This is a genomic window from Dickeya sp. CFBP 2040, assembly GCF_012273755.1.
Taxonomy (GTDB): domain Bacteria; phylum Pseudomonadota; class Gammaproteobacteria; order Enterobacterales; family Enterobacteriaceae; genus Dickeya; species Dickeya poaceiphila.
The window spans coordinates 1-12,469 of the sequence record NZ_JAAVXH010000054.1; the positions used below are offsets into that span (position 1 = coordinate 1).

The following is a 12,469-nucleotide window of genomic DNA, read 5'->3' on the forward strand; positions in this document are numbered from 1 at the left end:
CATCCGGCAGCGCCTTAATATCTGGCTCGTACGCTAGGTTCAGGCTGCCAGGAATGGTCACAGAACCATCACCATTAACAACGTGCGCAATACGGCGCCGTTTAAGAAAAGAAACGAAATCGGTCATCAGATTTACCTTTTTTCAAGCAATAAAAAGGCCACCCTAAGGTGGCCGGTGTGTTGCCCTGGTGAGGCGTAAAACTCGCTTTTCAGGCGAAAAAAAAGCCCACCGAAGTGAGCTTGATGTGTATTAGTAAATGCCGCGGGGGATGGTGCTGCAGCCACGCATTTTCTGGCGCCCGATGGCAGTGTAGCCGGTATAGCGTTCAGGATTTTCACCGCCACCTGTTTTGCTTTCGCGAGTTTTTTTCGGTGCAGGAAAATCTATCGTTTTGCAGCGTGCGGTGATGGTGATCATGATGGCTTTGCCAACACGATCACTTTTGCGTTTTGCAATGCGTTGGATTTTTTCCATGCGCTGCTTGGTCATGGCAGTACGACGTTTCTTATGTTTGGTCATTAGTCAGTCCTTGTTGCTTGGTTTGCTTTGGTGGTGTGATGGCTGCCTTGTGAGCGATACCGTGATGATCAGTCGCGGCCCTGCATTGGTCATTCCTCAGTCAGAGTTTGCCTTGTTCAAGGCCTTATCTGCCTTCGGTCATCAGCGGCCAACTTCATCACACCCCAAAGAAAACCAGCCACACTCTCGCAGTGGCCGCGCTCATGCCCTTGAGTCAGTCATCGCGGTTCGTCTCTGCTCCCCGCTTGCTATAACCAGTACGTGATTGGCCGCCACGCTGCGTTACCGGTGCTTCTTTTCTCATTAACCCTCACCAGATGCAAAGCTGGCTCCCTCTGGGGACTCGGAGCGACATCATTACTGTCACATTGGCACAACTTGCCGCAGTCTATCTGCGTTACTACTTCATTTTTGCTATCCTCCTTTGTGTCGGTAATTCACATGTTTAGCCGTAGCCGTCGCACCGGTACATGCAGACCGTTGGTGTGTGCGACTTAACCTGACTGTTAAAGAGCGTATCCGGTTGGGATATGGAGTAGTTTATTAAATACTTAACTTTAGTCAAGTAAATGCTTTTTAATAAACTGAAAATTTCAAATATCATTTTGTTTTTAAATGAAGATTATTCTATGAGCGATATGTGAGATTCATCGGATCTGCGATAAAGAGGGGGGCACCAGCTCGATGAGTGGGCGATAAAAACTATTGAGTAGAGGTATAACAAAGAGGGATTGGGTGCGTTGCAGGAGAGGCTTACCGCAACGAGTTGATCAGTCAGTTCCTTTGATGGATATGGGCCTTGGCGGAAATATCCGGCCTGGCATTAAGAGTTATCCATACAATTTTTACACCATAATGTAAAACCATCAGCCCGGTTTCCATTTTTATAAAAGCTTGTTTTCATTTTTCTTTTTTTGCACTTAGGGCAATACTTCATGTGTCGAGTATTGCGCGGCGCACTCAAACACTCGTCACACCAGGTTGTGTAACCCCCCTCATGCTTGCTGGATTTTCTGAATTTACCATACGCAAGATTTCTGCTGCATCGCGGGCAAATTTTTTTACCTGCATTAGCAGATGATTCTGAGCTGGTATTGGCTGTTGTTACAGAATTTTGTGTAATTGGCTTTGATACTGTCCGTGTTGGCCGCATAGGGTGAGCGATTGTAATTTTAGGCGAAGCTATTTCAATTTTTCGAGCAAATTCGTCTTCAAGCTGGCTGAGTGTTGAGCGTCTTTCTGTGTTGTCCTCAATAACGACGGGGATTGGGGCTAATGGGGCTGTTTTCTCATACGGTGGGGCATACTCAGTATGCTCGTGTTTAATCGTTTGGGCACGATCAATACGGATTTCCCCCGTATTTGTTTTAATTGTTTCGATTCGCTGGATAACGGTTTCGTCTGTGATTTTGGTCTTTCTTTGGTTTACCAGATAGATAACCGCAGCAGTAATGCCTATAACGATCCAAAAATCCATAATTGATAACCTATTACTTGGCTTGCCTGTGCTTCTCGTCGCGTTATCCAGGCGATTTGAACTCAGGCAAATCGACGGTATGCTACGGTTTGACCTATAAGTACTTGGGCGACAATGTGGAACTGATACTCGTCACTTTCTTCGATAAACCACGGTTTGTATTTTTCGTTGTCGGATAGCACAGCTAATTTATCTTTCATCATCTGAAGCCGTTTGACGTGTAGGGTATTTCCGAATACGAAAACGTAGATTCCATCACCATTAAATGCATTAACTGATACATCGACAAACGCTTGGTCGCCAGGGTTAATGGTTCCAGCCATGCTGTCGCCTGATATGGTGATCATCTTTATGACCTCTGATAGGCGACCCCCAAACAATTGGCGGGCTTGCTCTGTTGTGAACTCAACTGCTGTGATGGTTTCGATGTAGTCGCCGGCGACAATTACACCGGGGCCAGCGCTGGCCCGAATATCCATAACATCGACACGATAATGACCGATAGAATCATCCGATTCTGATATGTAAGATCTTGACAGTTCCATGTCTAAATAACCAGATGGCATTGTGTAATCACGCTCCAATCTTCTGGCGGCTTTTTCGCCAAAAGATGCCTTCCCACTTAAAAGCTGGGATATAAAACTTTTCTCTTTTTCGGGGATCGGTCTCTCCGAAAACCATTCTTTGAGGCGAGCACGCCTGATCTCTTTGATATCCATAAGGGTATTTTGATTAGTATTTATTAAACAAGCAAATGCTTGACTTTGGTTTAGTGATAACTAAACTCGGCTCTAAACTAAAGAAGAGGCTTCCTTCTATGGAGTTAAAAACATACATCAAAAATCTGGAGCGAGGTGGTGCCAAAAAACTGGCAGAAACGCTCGGTATTTCACAATCTCATTTGTCGCAAATTGCCTCTGGGCGCTGCCCAGTATCGCCAGAACGATGTGTTGATATCGAGGTGGCGACAGCCAGATGCGTGAGCCGACAAGATTTACGCCCTCATGACTGGAGCAGGATATGGCCCGAGTTAATGTCTCAATAAACCTGGTTCTGACCAAACCAGAAAAACAGTAACGTTAAGGACTGACCAATGACCACAATACATCGACCTGCCAGCGATACGGCAGGGGCTGCGATTGCTTCCAGCGTTCGCAAGGAGTTACTTTCCCGAAAAAAAGTAGGCAAAAACGGCTTGCCGTTTCACGTTGTCCGCGAAGACCAGATCAAAACTCGCTGGACGGAAAGCGAAGCTGCCACCATCAAAAGCGTGGCTGGCGCCATGTCGTCCAATCCTGCCGTTGAAACCAATACCGCCGCGATCCGCGGATTTCTTGCGATGTTCTCAGAATCACCGGAAATGCTCGCCCATGTTCACCGCGAACTGACTGCCGCTGGTTTGCCAATCCCTGACTGGTTACCGCCGTTGCCGGGGAGGGCGCCACGATGAAGCAAACCCACGAAACACAAATTAGCACCACACAAAGCGTGGATCTGATCGCCAGCATCGTTGGCCGCAAGCTGGATATCACCGGGGAAAAAACCCGGTGTTTGGCAATCACAGGGGCTCTGTCTCAAGTGACGCGAGCGTTTTATTCGCGTCAGGTGGTGACAGGCGAAACGAACGCGGTGGTGAATCATGGAAATAACAAAACTCCTTGATCGCCGCTATCGGGACAAAAACGGCGTGATTGTGCATGTCACGGGGTACGAACCCGCAACCAAGCGTGTGATTTTTATGCGCCCCGGATATGAGCATCAATGCGCCCGCCCGTTGTGGCAGGTGCAGAAGTATTTCACGAGGCTTGATGTATGAGTAGCAAGTTATTGGGCCACGTATGGGAGGCTTGCGCGGCTTCTGGAATCAAAGGGACCAAGTTGCTGATTATGGCGAGACTGGCAGATTACTCGAACGACGAAGGTGTGAGTTATCCCAGCGTGGAGACAATTGCTCGTCAGTTGGGGGCCGGGATCAGCACCATCCGTGGTGCCATTGCCGAGCTGGAAAGCGAGGGCTGGTTGTGCCGCGAAAATCGTCGTAAGGGTAACCGCAACTGCTCGAATCTGTATTACCTCAATGCTGAACGGTTGGAAGAGATCGCTTTGTGTGAAATTGCCAAGGTTAAAGCTATCAGACTGGCGAAAAGAAAGGCAATTTCTCACCCTCCAGAATCTGATGGTTCAAAATCTGACCCTCTGAATTCTGGAGGTTCAAACGATTCTCACCCTCCAGAATCTGGCAAAAAAGGGCGGTTTGACCGTCCAGAATCTGGAGGCGATCCACAAGAAGATCTAGATCCATCAGATAAGGATCTATCGTCACGGAATTCTGACGAACCTCATGACAGTGGCGCGAAAGCTATTCCTGATGAGCTTTTGAAACGTCACCCTGATGCGGCGGTGTATACGTCATCAGGGAAAGCGTGGGGGACAGCGGATGATTTACGTGCTGCTCGCTGGATGCACGAAAAAATCCTGACCGTGGATGCGTCAGCGAAAACACCGAACTGGCCAGAATGGGCTAACACCATCCGCTTAATGCGGCAACAAGACAGACTAACGCACCGGGAAATCTGCGAGGTCTTCCGCTGGGCAAATGCGCACACGTTTTGGCAAAGCAATATCCTGAGTCCCGGCAAGCTGCGCGCGCAGTGGGGCACACTGAGCATCCAGCGGAAAAACCAGATCGTTAAGCCAAGCCGTGAAGAATTGGATTGGGACAGTACCGACTGGGCTGACGGGCTGGGAGGGCTGCTATGAAATCGATTCAGTCAATCCAGCGTCATGTCGGCAATCGCAACAGCGCAGCGCTGGCGGCGATGGCTGCCCCGCAACAAAACCCAATCTGCTTTGAACCGGATGCGAATGTCCGTCAGTTGTTCAACAGCCTGTTCCGGCAATTGCGAGTGATTTTCCCTGCGGTGAATGCGCATATCAAAACCCAGGCTGAACTGGATGAATTGCGCCAGCAGTGGACACGGGCATTTGCGGAGAATGGCATCAACACTCCTGTGTTGATCCAGGTGGGATTACAACGCGCTCGCCTGAGTGAAACCCCATTTCTTCCATCTCCGGGCCAGTTTATCGCTTGGTGCCGCGAAGGTGGCTCTCAACTCGCCGGTCTGCCGGATGTTGATGCGGTGATGGCGGAATTTCAGCGCTATAGCGCCCAACGCGGATTCTACGCCACACCAGAATGCTTCCCTTGGTCGGCACCGATCATGTTCTGGCTGGTGACGGATATGCGCCGTGCAATGTTGCAGTACAACCACACGACAGACGAGCTGCGCAAAGTGGCAGAACGCCTGTTAAAGAAATGGGAAAAGAAAGTCATGACAGGGCAGCCAATCCCAGCCCCGAAGACGCAACTTGCAGATTTACGACGTCCGCCAACCATAGGGGCCGAGCTGGGCATCGCCACGGCAGAAACTGATGTGAGAGGGCAGGAATTTTTAAATGCGATCCGGGCGCGTCACCCCCGGAGAAACACAACGACCAATGAGGACTGACCAATGATTTTGACACTGAGTAAACGCGCCTTGCTGGCTGCGCAGATTTTCCAGGCCAGACAGGATGCACGGCATTATCTGAACGGCATTTGCTTTGCTCCTGAAAAAAAACTGTATGCCACCGATGGACATCGACTTTTCATAGGTGAACACAGCACGGATGAGTTGAATGAAAACGTCATCGTGCAGGTATCAAGAATGCCGCGAATTATCGGATTTGAGACGGTACAGATCGACACAGATACAGGTATTGCGCTTTTGCTGGATGGATTTGGTGTGCGTCAAGGGGTGGCGTTAGCGAGCGTTGTCGATGGGAAATACCCGGATGTTACGCGAGCTATTCCTAAAGAAAATGCACCTGTTTCAGAGATTGGATTTAACGCTGGCTATCTGGCAGACATCGAACGCGCCGCCAAGTTGTATAACCCGAAATGGCAATCCGTCGTTATCAAACCGAACGGGAATAGCAGTAGCGCAATAGTTGAACTGCCGAATGCATATGAAACTGCGTCTGTAGTGCTCATGCCTGTGCGTATTTAGTGGCAACAAAGATCCTTGTCGGTGACCACGGCAAGTTAATGAACCCGTAATTCGAGGACTAACCATGACCATGATTTTCAAGAATGCGCTGATTTATCGCCTGACTCGCGATATCGCATTCGATGATCTGAACGACAAGCTGGCTGTTTTTGCATTTACGCCATGTGGCAGCCAGAACAGAGCGAAAACCGGCTGGATATCGCCGCTGGGAGAAGGGTATAGCGAATTAACCCACCAGGCCAACGGGCAGATTCTCCTCACGTTGCAGCGTGAAGAGAAAATTTTGCCAGCGCCGGTGATTGCCCGCGAATTGGCGGCCAAGGTGGAAAAGTTGGAAGCCACACAGCAGCGCAAACTGAAGAAAACCGAAAAGGACGCGCTGAAAGACGAGGTGCTGCACAGCCTGCTGCCGCGCGCTTTCAGTAAATACCATACCACCCAAATTTGGATTAACGCAGGGGCTGGGTTAATCATCGTTGATGCTGCCAGCGCCAAAAAGGCCGAAGACGCGCTGGCGCTTTTGCGCAAGACGCTGGGATCATTGCCTGTTGTGCCCTTGATGCTGGAAACCCCCATTGAGTTGACACTGACGGAGTGGGTACGCTCCGGTGCTGCGCCGGGCGGCTTCGCACTGCAGGATGAAGCTGAACTAAAAGCGGTGCTGGAGGACGGCGGTATTCTGCGCAGTAAGCACCAAGATCTTGTCACTGACGAGATCGCCGGGCATATCGAAGCGGGGAAGGTCGTTACCAAGCTGGCGCTGGACTGGCAGGAGCGGATCAGCTTTGTGTTGGGAGATGACGGCAGCCTGAAGAAACTGAAATTCGCCGATGTGTTGCTGGATCAGAATAATGATGTTGAAGACGCGCTGGCGCGGTTTGATGCCGATTTTGCGCTGCTGACGGGGGCACTTGCTTCGTTGATCACCGGTCTGGTTGAAGTACTGGGAGGAGAAGCTGATCGTGTGACACCAGAGCCAGAAAACCACGATTTGCAAGATGACCGGCTTTACCCGGAGGCAGTTCAGTTTGTGCAATCTTCGCGCCAGGCGACAATATCCGGTCTCCAGCGCCATTTCCGTATCGGGTATAACCGCGCCGCACATTTGATTGAGGCGATGGAAAGCAAAGGCGTGGTTTCTGCGCCGAAACATGATGGAACGCGGGAAGTGCTGATCGGGGAGGTGGTGCAATGAACACGCCTATCGTGATTGCCAATATCGCCATTCGTCGCGACGCTGACGGTCGCTACAACCTGAATGATCTGCATCGTGCGTCTGGCGGAGAAAAGCGCCATGCCCCAAGCTACTGGCTGGCGAACAAGCAAACCATAGCGCTTATTGCCGAGTTGGAAACTACCGGGATTCCGGTAGTTAGACTGGAGGGGCGAAACGGTGGCACTTTCGTGTGTCGAGAACTGGTTTATGCCTATGCGATGTGGATCAGTGCTTCATTCAATCTGAATGTGATCCGTACCTTTGATGGTGCAGCCAATCCTAACCCGACGGTGGAGAATATCAGTGAGCGAGTTCAGGCGGGGATCATGATCGTAGAGTCTGCCGCCCGAACACTAAACCTATCTAACAGCTCAAAGCTCGGCGCATATCAAAAACTACAGTCCATTATCGGCATCAACCTGATGCCTAACTACGCCATTGATGCACCCAGCGACGCCTCCGACGGCTCCAGCCGGGCAACGAAATCACTCACTGAGTTGTTGCATCAGAATGGGTTCACCATGACCGCGGCGATCGCCTATGTGCGACTTGAGGCCGCCGGGATTGTGGAACGCAAAACGCGGCTCAGCACAGGTAAGAAAACCAAATCATTTTGGTCGGTGACATCGCAAGGACTGCGTTACGGTAAAAATATGACCAGCCCAGTGAACCCGCGCGAAACACAGCCGCATTTCTTTGAGTCACGAGCAGAAGACCTTCTGGCGATTATTGCAGGGAGGGATGCTGCATGACTGATTTCTCCCAAACCGAGTACGTTCAGGCACTTAATGCTCAGAAAGCTGAAGACGCGCACTTACTGAAAGATGTAGGTGATCAATGGTGTACACCTGATCCCCTTTTTTGGGGAATCAATGCCATGTTTGGTCCGTTGGTGCTGGATCTCTTTAGTGATGGCGAAAACAGCAAGTGTCCCGCGTATTACACTGCAGAAGATAACGCGCTTGCAAAAGACTGGTCAGCGAGTCTGGCTGAACTGAACGGCGCGGCGTTTGCTAACCCACCGTACAGCACGGCAAAAATGCATGAGGGCGAATGCATTACCGGTATGCGCCACATCATGGCCCACACAGCAAAAATGCGGGAGCGCGGTGGGCGGTATGTGTTTCTCATCAAATCGGCCACGTCCGAGGTCTGGTGGCCTGAACAAGCTGATCATGTTGCGTTCATTCGCGGGCGTATTGCGTTTGAGGTTCCCACCTGGTTTAAGCCGAAAGACGATAAGCAAATTCCCAGTAGCGCGGGCTTTGGCGCAGCTATCGCGGTTTTTGATAAAGAATGGCGTGGCCCGGCTATCAGTTACATTCAGCGGGAAAAGTTGCTGGCGACGGGCGACGCGTTCTTGGCGCAGATCCGGCGCGAGGCTGCACAATTGGCACGCAAAAACCAACCTCAAAATATTCCAGAAATTATTCCAATACCGGATACCAACAACAGCGTATGGCCTGCAGAAGTTAATTTCCTGTTCGAGCAAATTCCAGCAGCGATCACGCTGCCAGCCAGCCTTCAAAACAAACTTCGTAGCCACATCAACCGACTGAAGCTTGAGGGCGTACCGGATTCAGCAATCATCACGACCGCAGAGACACTGTCGGCAGCAATGGGAGCAGCAGCATGAAAAACAGGGAAATCGTTGTCGATAATTTTGCAGGTGGTGGTGGCGCTTCAACGGGGATCGAGATGGCGATTGGTCGCAGTGTTGATATCGCCATAAACCATGACCCCAACGCGATCGCCATGCATACAACAAATCATCCGGCTACCCTGCATTACTGCGAATCGGTATTTGATGTTGACCCAACCGTAGCCACTGCTGGCCGCCCGGTTGGGCTGGCGTGGTTTTCGCCTGACTGCACCCATTTTTCAAAAGCCCGCGGTAGTGCGCCTGTTAAAAAAGAAATCCGTGGATTGGCGTGGATCGTATTGAGATGGGCGCTGGCCGTGCGCCCGCGTGTCATGATGCTTGAGAATGTGGCCGAATTTAAAACATGGGGGCCACTGCTTACGGACGCCGACGGCATACGGCGGCCAAATCCGTCGCGAGCCGGGGAAACATTCTCGGCATTCGTTGGTATGCTTTCTTCTGGCATACCTGCAGATCACCCGGCACTGGCCGAGTGCTGTGATTTTCTCGGTGTCACTCTTGATAGCGAACCAGCCAAGCGACTGGTGAGCGGGTTGGGGTATGCTGTTGAGCATAGCGAATTACGAGCTGATAACTATGGGACACCGCAGCGACGAACGCGTTTTTTCATGGTTATTCGCTGTGACGGGCAGCCTATCGTTTGGCCCAAGCCCACTCATGGTGACCCAAAATCCAGTGAAGTTCAGCGCGGTCGGTTAAAACCCTGGCGGACGGCGGCTGACTGTATTGACTGGTCTATCCCGTCTCCGTCCATCTTCGAACGCAAAAAACCGCTGGCTGACAATACTCTGCGCCGTGTCGCAAAGGGATTATGGCGCCATGTCCTGACCAATGCCGATCCATTCATTGTCACGAATACGACAGGGCATCCAGGCGCAGGCATTGACGATCCACTACCCACTGTCACGACTGGCGGTCATCACATGCTGGGCCAGGCGGTGCTTGCACCGTTCACTGCTGGTGCCGGCGGTCCGAAGTACTCCGGTAAACCTGTTGCCATTGACCGACCCTTTGGCACGCTCACCACAGATAATCATCGCGCGCTGGTGTCTCCCGTACTAACCCCGTTTCTCACTGAACACGCGAACGCGAGCAATCAGCGCAATATGCCAGTCAGCGAACCGATGCGGACGTTATGCGCCCAGGTGAAAGGCGGCCATTTCTCCGTTGTTGCACCGACGATGATACCGCTACGTGGCACGAACGAAGCGCAACTTTTTGGGCATAGTGTAGAGCGCCCCTTATCAACAGTAACGGCGAGCGGTGCGCATCATGCCTTGATTACTGCCAGCCTTGTAGATATGGGGCATGGCGAATCGTGCAGTACGGGTTCTCGGCGCTGGAGTAATGGCATTCGTTCGCTGGAAACACCACTGAACACTGTTACGGCCAGTGCTGCGCCTAGCGCTCTGGCAATGGCGCTACTCGAACAGGCGAACGGCGGATTTTACGATGGGGACGGCAATGCGGCTGATGTGCCTATGTCAACGCTCACCGCTTCTGGCAGCAATCAACGGCTGGTGACGGCCTATGCGGTCAAGTACTACGGCACCGGGGATCGAGGACAATCCGCTGACGAACCGATGCACACAATAACAACTAAAGACAGGATAGGGATTGTTAGTGTAGTGAAGGTTCCCGCTGACTGCCTATCGCCGGAACTTCGGGAAAAGGCGCGCCGCTGCGCGGAACTACTGCATAAATTCCTTCCAGAGCATTTCGGTGAACTCGCCGAAATGGTGCTGATGGTATACCGCGGCACATGGTATGTGCTGGTGGACATTACACTGCGTATGCTTCAGCCACCTGAGCTGTACGCTGCTCAGGGGTTCCCCGGCTGGTACATCATCGATCAGGATTATCGAGGGGTGAAATACGCGAAAGATAGACAAGTGGCGCGTTGTGGTAATGCTGTGCCGCCGCAATTTTCTGAGGCGCTTGTCCGTGCGAATTTGCCTGAAATGTGCGTTGCGCGGGAAGAGGTGGCCGCATGACAACAGCCACCCGCACCAAATCACCGAAGAAGCACAAAACCGAAGCGCTGGGCGTACTGCTGCCCGGCGGCGGTATCAAATACTGTACTGATCATGACCGCGACGTAATGAAAGGGGTGCCAATCGGCACCCCGATCTCGCTAACGCCGCTTGGTGACCGACGTAACATCAAACATCACCGTAAATTCTGGGCGTTACTGGATCTGGGTTTTTCGTATTGGGAGCCTGCGTGGTCGTTTGTCAGCGATCGGGAGAAATGGATAGCTCATGAGGTTTCTAAAGAAGTCGCTCAGGAGGCGGGGGATCCTTCTTTGTATGACAACGTTACGAGGATTATTGCTGAAAGAGTTCTGGAGCGGCTAACGGCACAGCTTAAGCGCCGTTTTGATCCAGAGGCAGTTAAAACCAAAGATGCCTACCTGAATCACGTGATGGTAAAGGCCGGATTTTACGACCTGGCACCGAATCCCGACGGCGGCACGCTGAAACAGCGCTGGAGCATCGCGTTTGTGAATATGGGGCAGGAGAAATTCGACAAGGTATATCGAGGTGCATCTGGTGTGATCTGGAATGAGACGTTGAACCAGTATTTTGCTGATGAAGCAGAAATGGAAAACGCCGTTAACCAGTTGATGAATTTTTGAGGACTGACCAATGACCGATAATGTGGATTTTCCAGACAATAGTGACAACGTTCTGCAGTTTACCAAGCGATTTGATGACAATGCTGACATCAAGGAGATGCGAAATTTTGTTGAGGCACCAAAGCCAGAAGGGCGGACATGTCGCCATGAACGGGTTGTGGTTTCTGAACATGAGCGCTCAGTCAAATGCCGCTTGTGTAGTGCAGTGCTGGACCCATTTGATTACCTGCTGGCGCTTGCGAAAAAGGAAACCCGATTGGATTGGGAACTGACCGGCCTGCGCCATGAAATCCGCTCGCACCGCGAGGGACTTGAGAAGCTGAAGCGCGAAGAGGCTAATTGCAAAGGGCGACTCCGCAACGCTCAAAATCGCCTTAGTGATATCAACGGGCAGATTCACGCCGCGAACCAGGAACTTCAATTTGTACTGAAGCGGGTCGGTGATATTAAGTTGATGACAGGTAATCAAAATGCTTAAATCATCGGCGTTCCGCTCAAAGAAACTACGTGAGTCTGCCCGTGGGCAGGCTTGCACGCTTCAGATCCCTGGCATCTGTAACGGCAATCCAGAAACGACAGTATTGTGCCATCTACCCAGCCCGACACACGGCATGGGATATAAAGGTGATGACTTCTGGGCTGTCTATGGTTGCTCGTCTTGTCATGATGTGATTGATGGACGAGTGCCGTATGATTGGCGAGTGGGGGAACGGGAAGAGGTTGTTTTATACGCTATATATGCGACATTTAAATGTTGGTTTATAGATGGAGTTTTGAATGAATAATTTTCTTGATTCAGCTTTTATTAAAGGACTGGATGAATGTGGAGTGGCTATAAAAGAAACTTTTGGAACGGTTGCAAAAAAAACAGAAAATAAAACCATTGATGAACTAAATGATGAAGAG

Annotated in this window: 17 protein-coding genes and 1 pseudogene; 15 read left to right on the forward strand and 3 right to left on the reverse strand. The window is 51.1% G+C overall.

All coding sequences use genetic code 11. The features are described 5' to 3' along the window. Positions 1 to 250: 250 nt before the first annotated feature. The 3 genes from Dpoa2040_RS07035 to Dpoa2040_RS07045 all read right to left on the reverse strand — a co-directional run bounded on the left by Dpoa2040_RS07035 (position 251) and on the right by Dpoa2040_RS07045 (position 2,716). Complete coding sequence (locus Dpoa2040_RS07035) at positions 251 to 520, reverse strand: hypothetical protein (protein ID WP_168640816.1); 270 nt, start codon at positions 518 to 520, stop codon at positions 251 to 253. A gap of 823 nt (positions 521 to 1,343) precedes the next feature. After that, on the reverse strand, positions 1,344 to 1,997 hold the full coding sequence (locus Dpoa2040_RS07040; protein WP_168640817.1) for a hypothetical protein: 654 nt from the start codon (positions 1,995 to 1,997) through the stop codon (positions 1,344 to 1,346). Between the two features lie 62 nt (positions 1,998 to 2,059). Continuing rightward, on the reverse strand, positions 2,060 to 2,716 hold the full coding sequence (locus Dpoa2040_RS07045; protein WP_168640818.1) for a helix-turn-helix transcriptional regulator: 657 nt from the start codon (positions 2,714 to 2,716) through the stop codon (positions 2,060 to 2,062). Between the two features lie 98 nt (positions 2,717 to 2,814). Between Dpoa2040_RS07045 and Dpoa2040_RS07050 the strand changes: the two genes are divergently transcribed. The 15 genes and pseudogenes from Dpoa2040_RS07050 (at position 2,815) to Dpoa2040_RS07115 (ending at position 12,348) form a co-directional block, all read left to right on the forward strand. Then, positions 2,815 to 3,042 (forward strand): YdaS family helix-turn-helix protein, encoded by a 228-nt coding sequence (locus Dpoa2040_RS07050; RefSeq protein ID WP_168640819.1) that lies wholly within the window; start codon positions 2,815 to 2,817, stop codon positions 3,040 to 3,042. A 48-nt stretch (positions 3,043 to 3,090) separates the two neighbouring features. Further along, complete coding sequence (locus Dpoa2040_RS07055; protein WP_168640820.1) at positions 3,091 to 3,447, forward strand: hypothetical protein; 357 nt, start codon at positions 3,091 to 3,093, stop codon at positions 3,445 to 3,447. Then, positions 3,444 to 3,659, forward strand: a complete 216-nt coding sequence (locus Dpoa2040_RS07060) for a hypothetical protein (protein ID WP_168640821.1) — start codon at positions 3,444 to 3,446, stop codon at positions 3,657 to 3,659. The genes Dpoa2040_RS07055 and Dpoa2040_RS07060 overlap by 4 nt, the downstream gene beginning before the upstream one ends. After that, positions 3,637 to 3,813, forward strand: a complete 177-nt coding sequence (locus tag Dpoa2040_RS07065; protein WP_110372171.1) for a DUF4222 domain-containing protein — start codon at positions 3,637 to 3,639, stop codon at positions 3,811 to 3,813. Before Dpoa2040_RS07060 ends, Dpoa2040_RS07065 begins: the two co-directional genes overlap by 23 nt. Next, the gene (locus Dpoa2040_RS07070; protein WP_246867264.1) at positions 3,810 to 4,757 is read left to right on the forward strand and encodes a helix-turn-helix domain-containing protein; all 948 of its coding nucleotides are present in this window, start codon (positions 3,810 to 3,812) and stop codon (positions 4,755 to 4,757) included. The genes Dpoa2040_RS07065 and Dpoa2040_RS07070 overlap by 4 nt, the downstream gene beginning before the upstream one ends. Next, entirely contained in the window at positions 4,754 to 5,506 is a 753-nt protein-coding gene (locus tag Dpoa2040_RS07075; protein WP_168640822.1) for a replication protein P, read from the forward strand. Before Dpoa2040_RS07070 ends, Dpoa2040_RS07075 begins: the two co-directional genes overlap by 4 nt. A gap of 3 nt (positions 5,507 to 5,509) precedes the next feature. Beyond that, positions 5,510 to 6,046 (forward strand): hypothetical protein, encoded by a 537-nt coding sequence (locus Dpoa2040_RS07080; RefSeq protein WP_168640823.1) that lies wholly within the window; start codon positions 5,510 to 5,512, stop codon positions 6,044 to 6,046. 70 nt (positions 6,047 to 6,116) lie between these two features. Continuing rightward, positions 6,117 to 7,010, forward strand: a pseudogene (gene rdgC, locus Dpoa2040_RS07085) (recombination-associated protein RdgC); the annotation flags it as partial. Beyond that, positions 7,011 to 7,241: a DNA translocase FtsK gene (locus Dpoa2040_RS18365; protein WP_371810586.1), complete on the forward strand. Its 231-nt coding sequence runs from the start codon at positions 7,011 to 7,013 to the stop codon at positions 7,239 to 7,241. Next, positions 7,238 to 8,014 (forward strand): KilA-N domain-containing protein, encoded by a 777-nt coding sequence (locus Dpoa2040_RS07090; RefSeq protein WP_168640825.1) that lies wholly within the window; start codon positions 7,238 to 7,240, stop codon positions 8,012 to 8,014. The genes Dpoa2040_RS18365 and Dpoa2040_RS07090 overlap by 4 nt, the downstream gene beginning before the upstream one ends. Continuing rightward, positions 8,011 to 8,898: a phage N-6-adenine-methyltransferase gene (locus Dpoa2040_RS07095; protein ID WP_168640826.1), complete on the forward strand. Its 888-nt coding sequence runs from the start codon at positions 8,011 to 8,013 to the stop codon at positions 8,896 to 8,898. Before Dpoa2040_RS07090 ends, Dpoa2040_RS07095 begins: the two co-directional genes overlap by 4 nt. Then, on the forward strand, positions 8,895 to 10,919 hold the full coding sequence (locus Dpoa2040_RS07100) for a DNA cytosine methyltransferase (protein WP_168640827.1): 2,025 nt from the start codon (positions 8,895 to 8,897) through the stop codon (positions 10,917 to 10,919). The genes Dpoa2040_RS07095 and Dpoa2040_RS07100 overlap by 4 nt, the downstream gene beginning before the upstream one ends. After that, complete coding sequence (locus tag Dpoa2040_RS07105) at positions 10,916 to 11,563, forward strand: DUF1367 family protein (protein WP_168640828.1); 648 nt, start codon at positions 10,916 to 10,918, stop codon at positions 11,561 to 11,563. The genes Dpoa2040_RS07100 and Dpoa2040_RS07105 overlap by 4 nt, the downstream gene beginning before the upstream one ends. Positions 11,564 to 11,573: 10 nt before the next feature. Then, positions 11,574 to 12,041, forward strand: coding sequence for a hypothetical protein (locus tag Dpoa2040_RS07110; RefSeq protein WP_168640829.1), 468 nt, complete (start codon positions 11,574 to 11,576; stop codon positions 12,039 to 12,041). Beyond that, a complete protein-coding gene (locus Dpoa2040_RS07115) occupies positions 12,034 to 12,348 on the forward strand; it encodes a DUF1364 domain-containing protein (protein WP_168640830.1) in 315 nt (104 codons plus the stop codon). Before Dpoa2040_RS07110 ends, Dpoa2040_RS07115 begins: the two co-directional genes overlap by 8 nt. The last annotated feature ends 121 nt before the right edge of the window (positions 12,349 to 12,469 follow it).

Bases quoted from the DNA above. Each gene is read 5' to 3' on its own strand.
- Dpoa2040_RS07035 (WP_168640816.1), bottom strand. From the start codon at position 520: ATGACCAAACATAAGAAACGTCGTACTGCCATGACCAAGCAGCGCATG.
- Dpoa2040_RS07040 (WP_168640817.1), bottom strand. From the start codon at position 1,997: ATGGATTTTTGGATCGTTATAGGCATTACTGCTGCGGTTATCTATCTG.
- Dpoa2040_RS07045 (WP_168640818.1), bottom strand. From the start codon at position 2,716: ATGGATATCAAAGAGATCAGGCGTGCTCGCCTCAAAGAATGGTTTTCG.
- Dpoa2040_RS07050 (WP_168640819.1), top strand. From the start codon at position 2,815: ATGGAGTTAAAAACATACATCAAAAATCTGGAGCGAGGTGGTGCCAAA.
- Dpoa2040_RS07055 (WP_168640820.1), top strand. From the start codon at position 3,091: ATGACCACAATACATCGACCTGCCAGCGATACGGCAGGGGCTGCGATT.
- Dpoa2040_RS07060 (WP_168640821.1), top strand. From the start codon at position 3,444: ATGAAGCAAACCCACGAAACACAAATTAGCACCACACAAAGCGTGGAT.
- Dpoa2040_RS07065 (WP_110372171.1), top strand. From the start codon at position 3,637: ATGGAAATAACAAAACTCCTTGATCGCCGCTATCGGGACAAAAACGGC.
- Dpoa2040_RS07070 (WP_246867264.1), top strand. From the start codon at position 3,810: ATGAGTAGCAAGTTATTGGGCCACGTATGGGAGGCTTGCGCGGCTTCT.
- Dpoa2040_RS07075 (WP_168640822.1), top strand. From the start codon at position 4,754: ATGAAATCGATTCAGTCAATCCAGCGTCATGTCGGCAATCGCAACAGC.
- Dpoa2040_RS07080 (WP_168640823.1), top strand. From the start codon at position 5,510: ATGATTTTGACACTGAGTAAACGCGCCTTGCTGGCTGCGCAGATTTTC.
- Dpoa2040_RS07090 (WP_168640825.1), top strand. From the start codon at position 7,238: ATGAACACGCCTATCGTGATTGCCAATATCGCCATTCGTCGCGACGCT.
- Dpoa2040_RS07095 (WP_168640826.1), top strand. From the start codon at position 8,011: ATGACTGATTTCTCCCAAACCGAGTACGTTCAGGCACTTAATGCTCAG.
- Dpoa2040_RS07100 (WP_168640827.1), top strand. From the start codon at position 8,895: ATGAAAAACAGGGAAATCGTTGTCGATAATTTTGCAGGTGGTGGTGGC.
- Dpoa2040_RS07105 (WP_168640828.1), top strand. From the start codon at position 10,916: ATGACAACAGCCACCCGCACCAAATCACCGAAGAAGCACAAAACCGAA.
- Dpoa2040_RS07110 (WP_168640829.1), top strand. From the start codon at position 11,574: ATGACCGATAATGTGGATTTTCCAGACAATAGTGACAACGTTCTGCAG.
- Dpoa2040_RS07115 (WP_168640830.1), top strand. From the start codon at position 12,034: ATGCTTAAATCATCGGCGTTCCGCTCAAAGAAACTACGTGAGTCTGCC.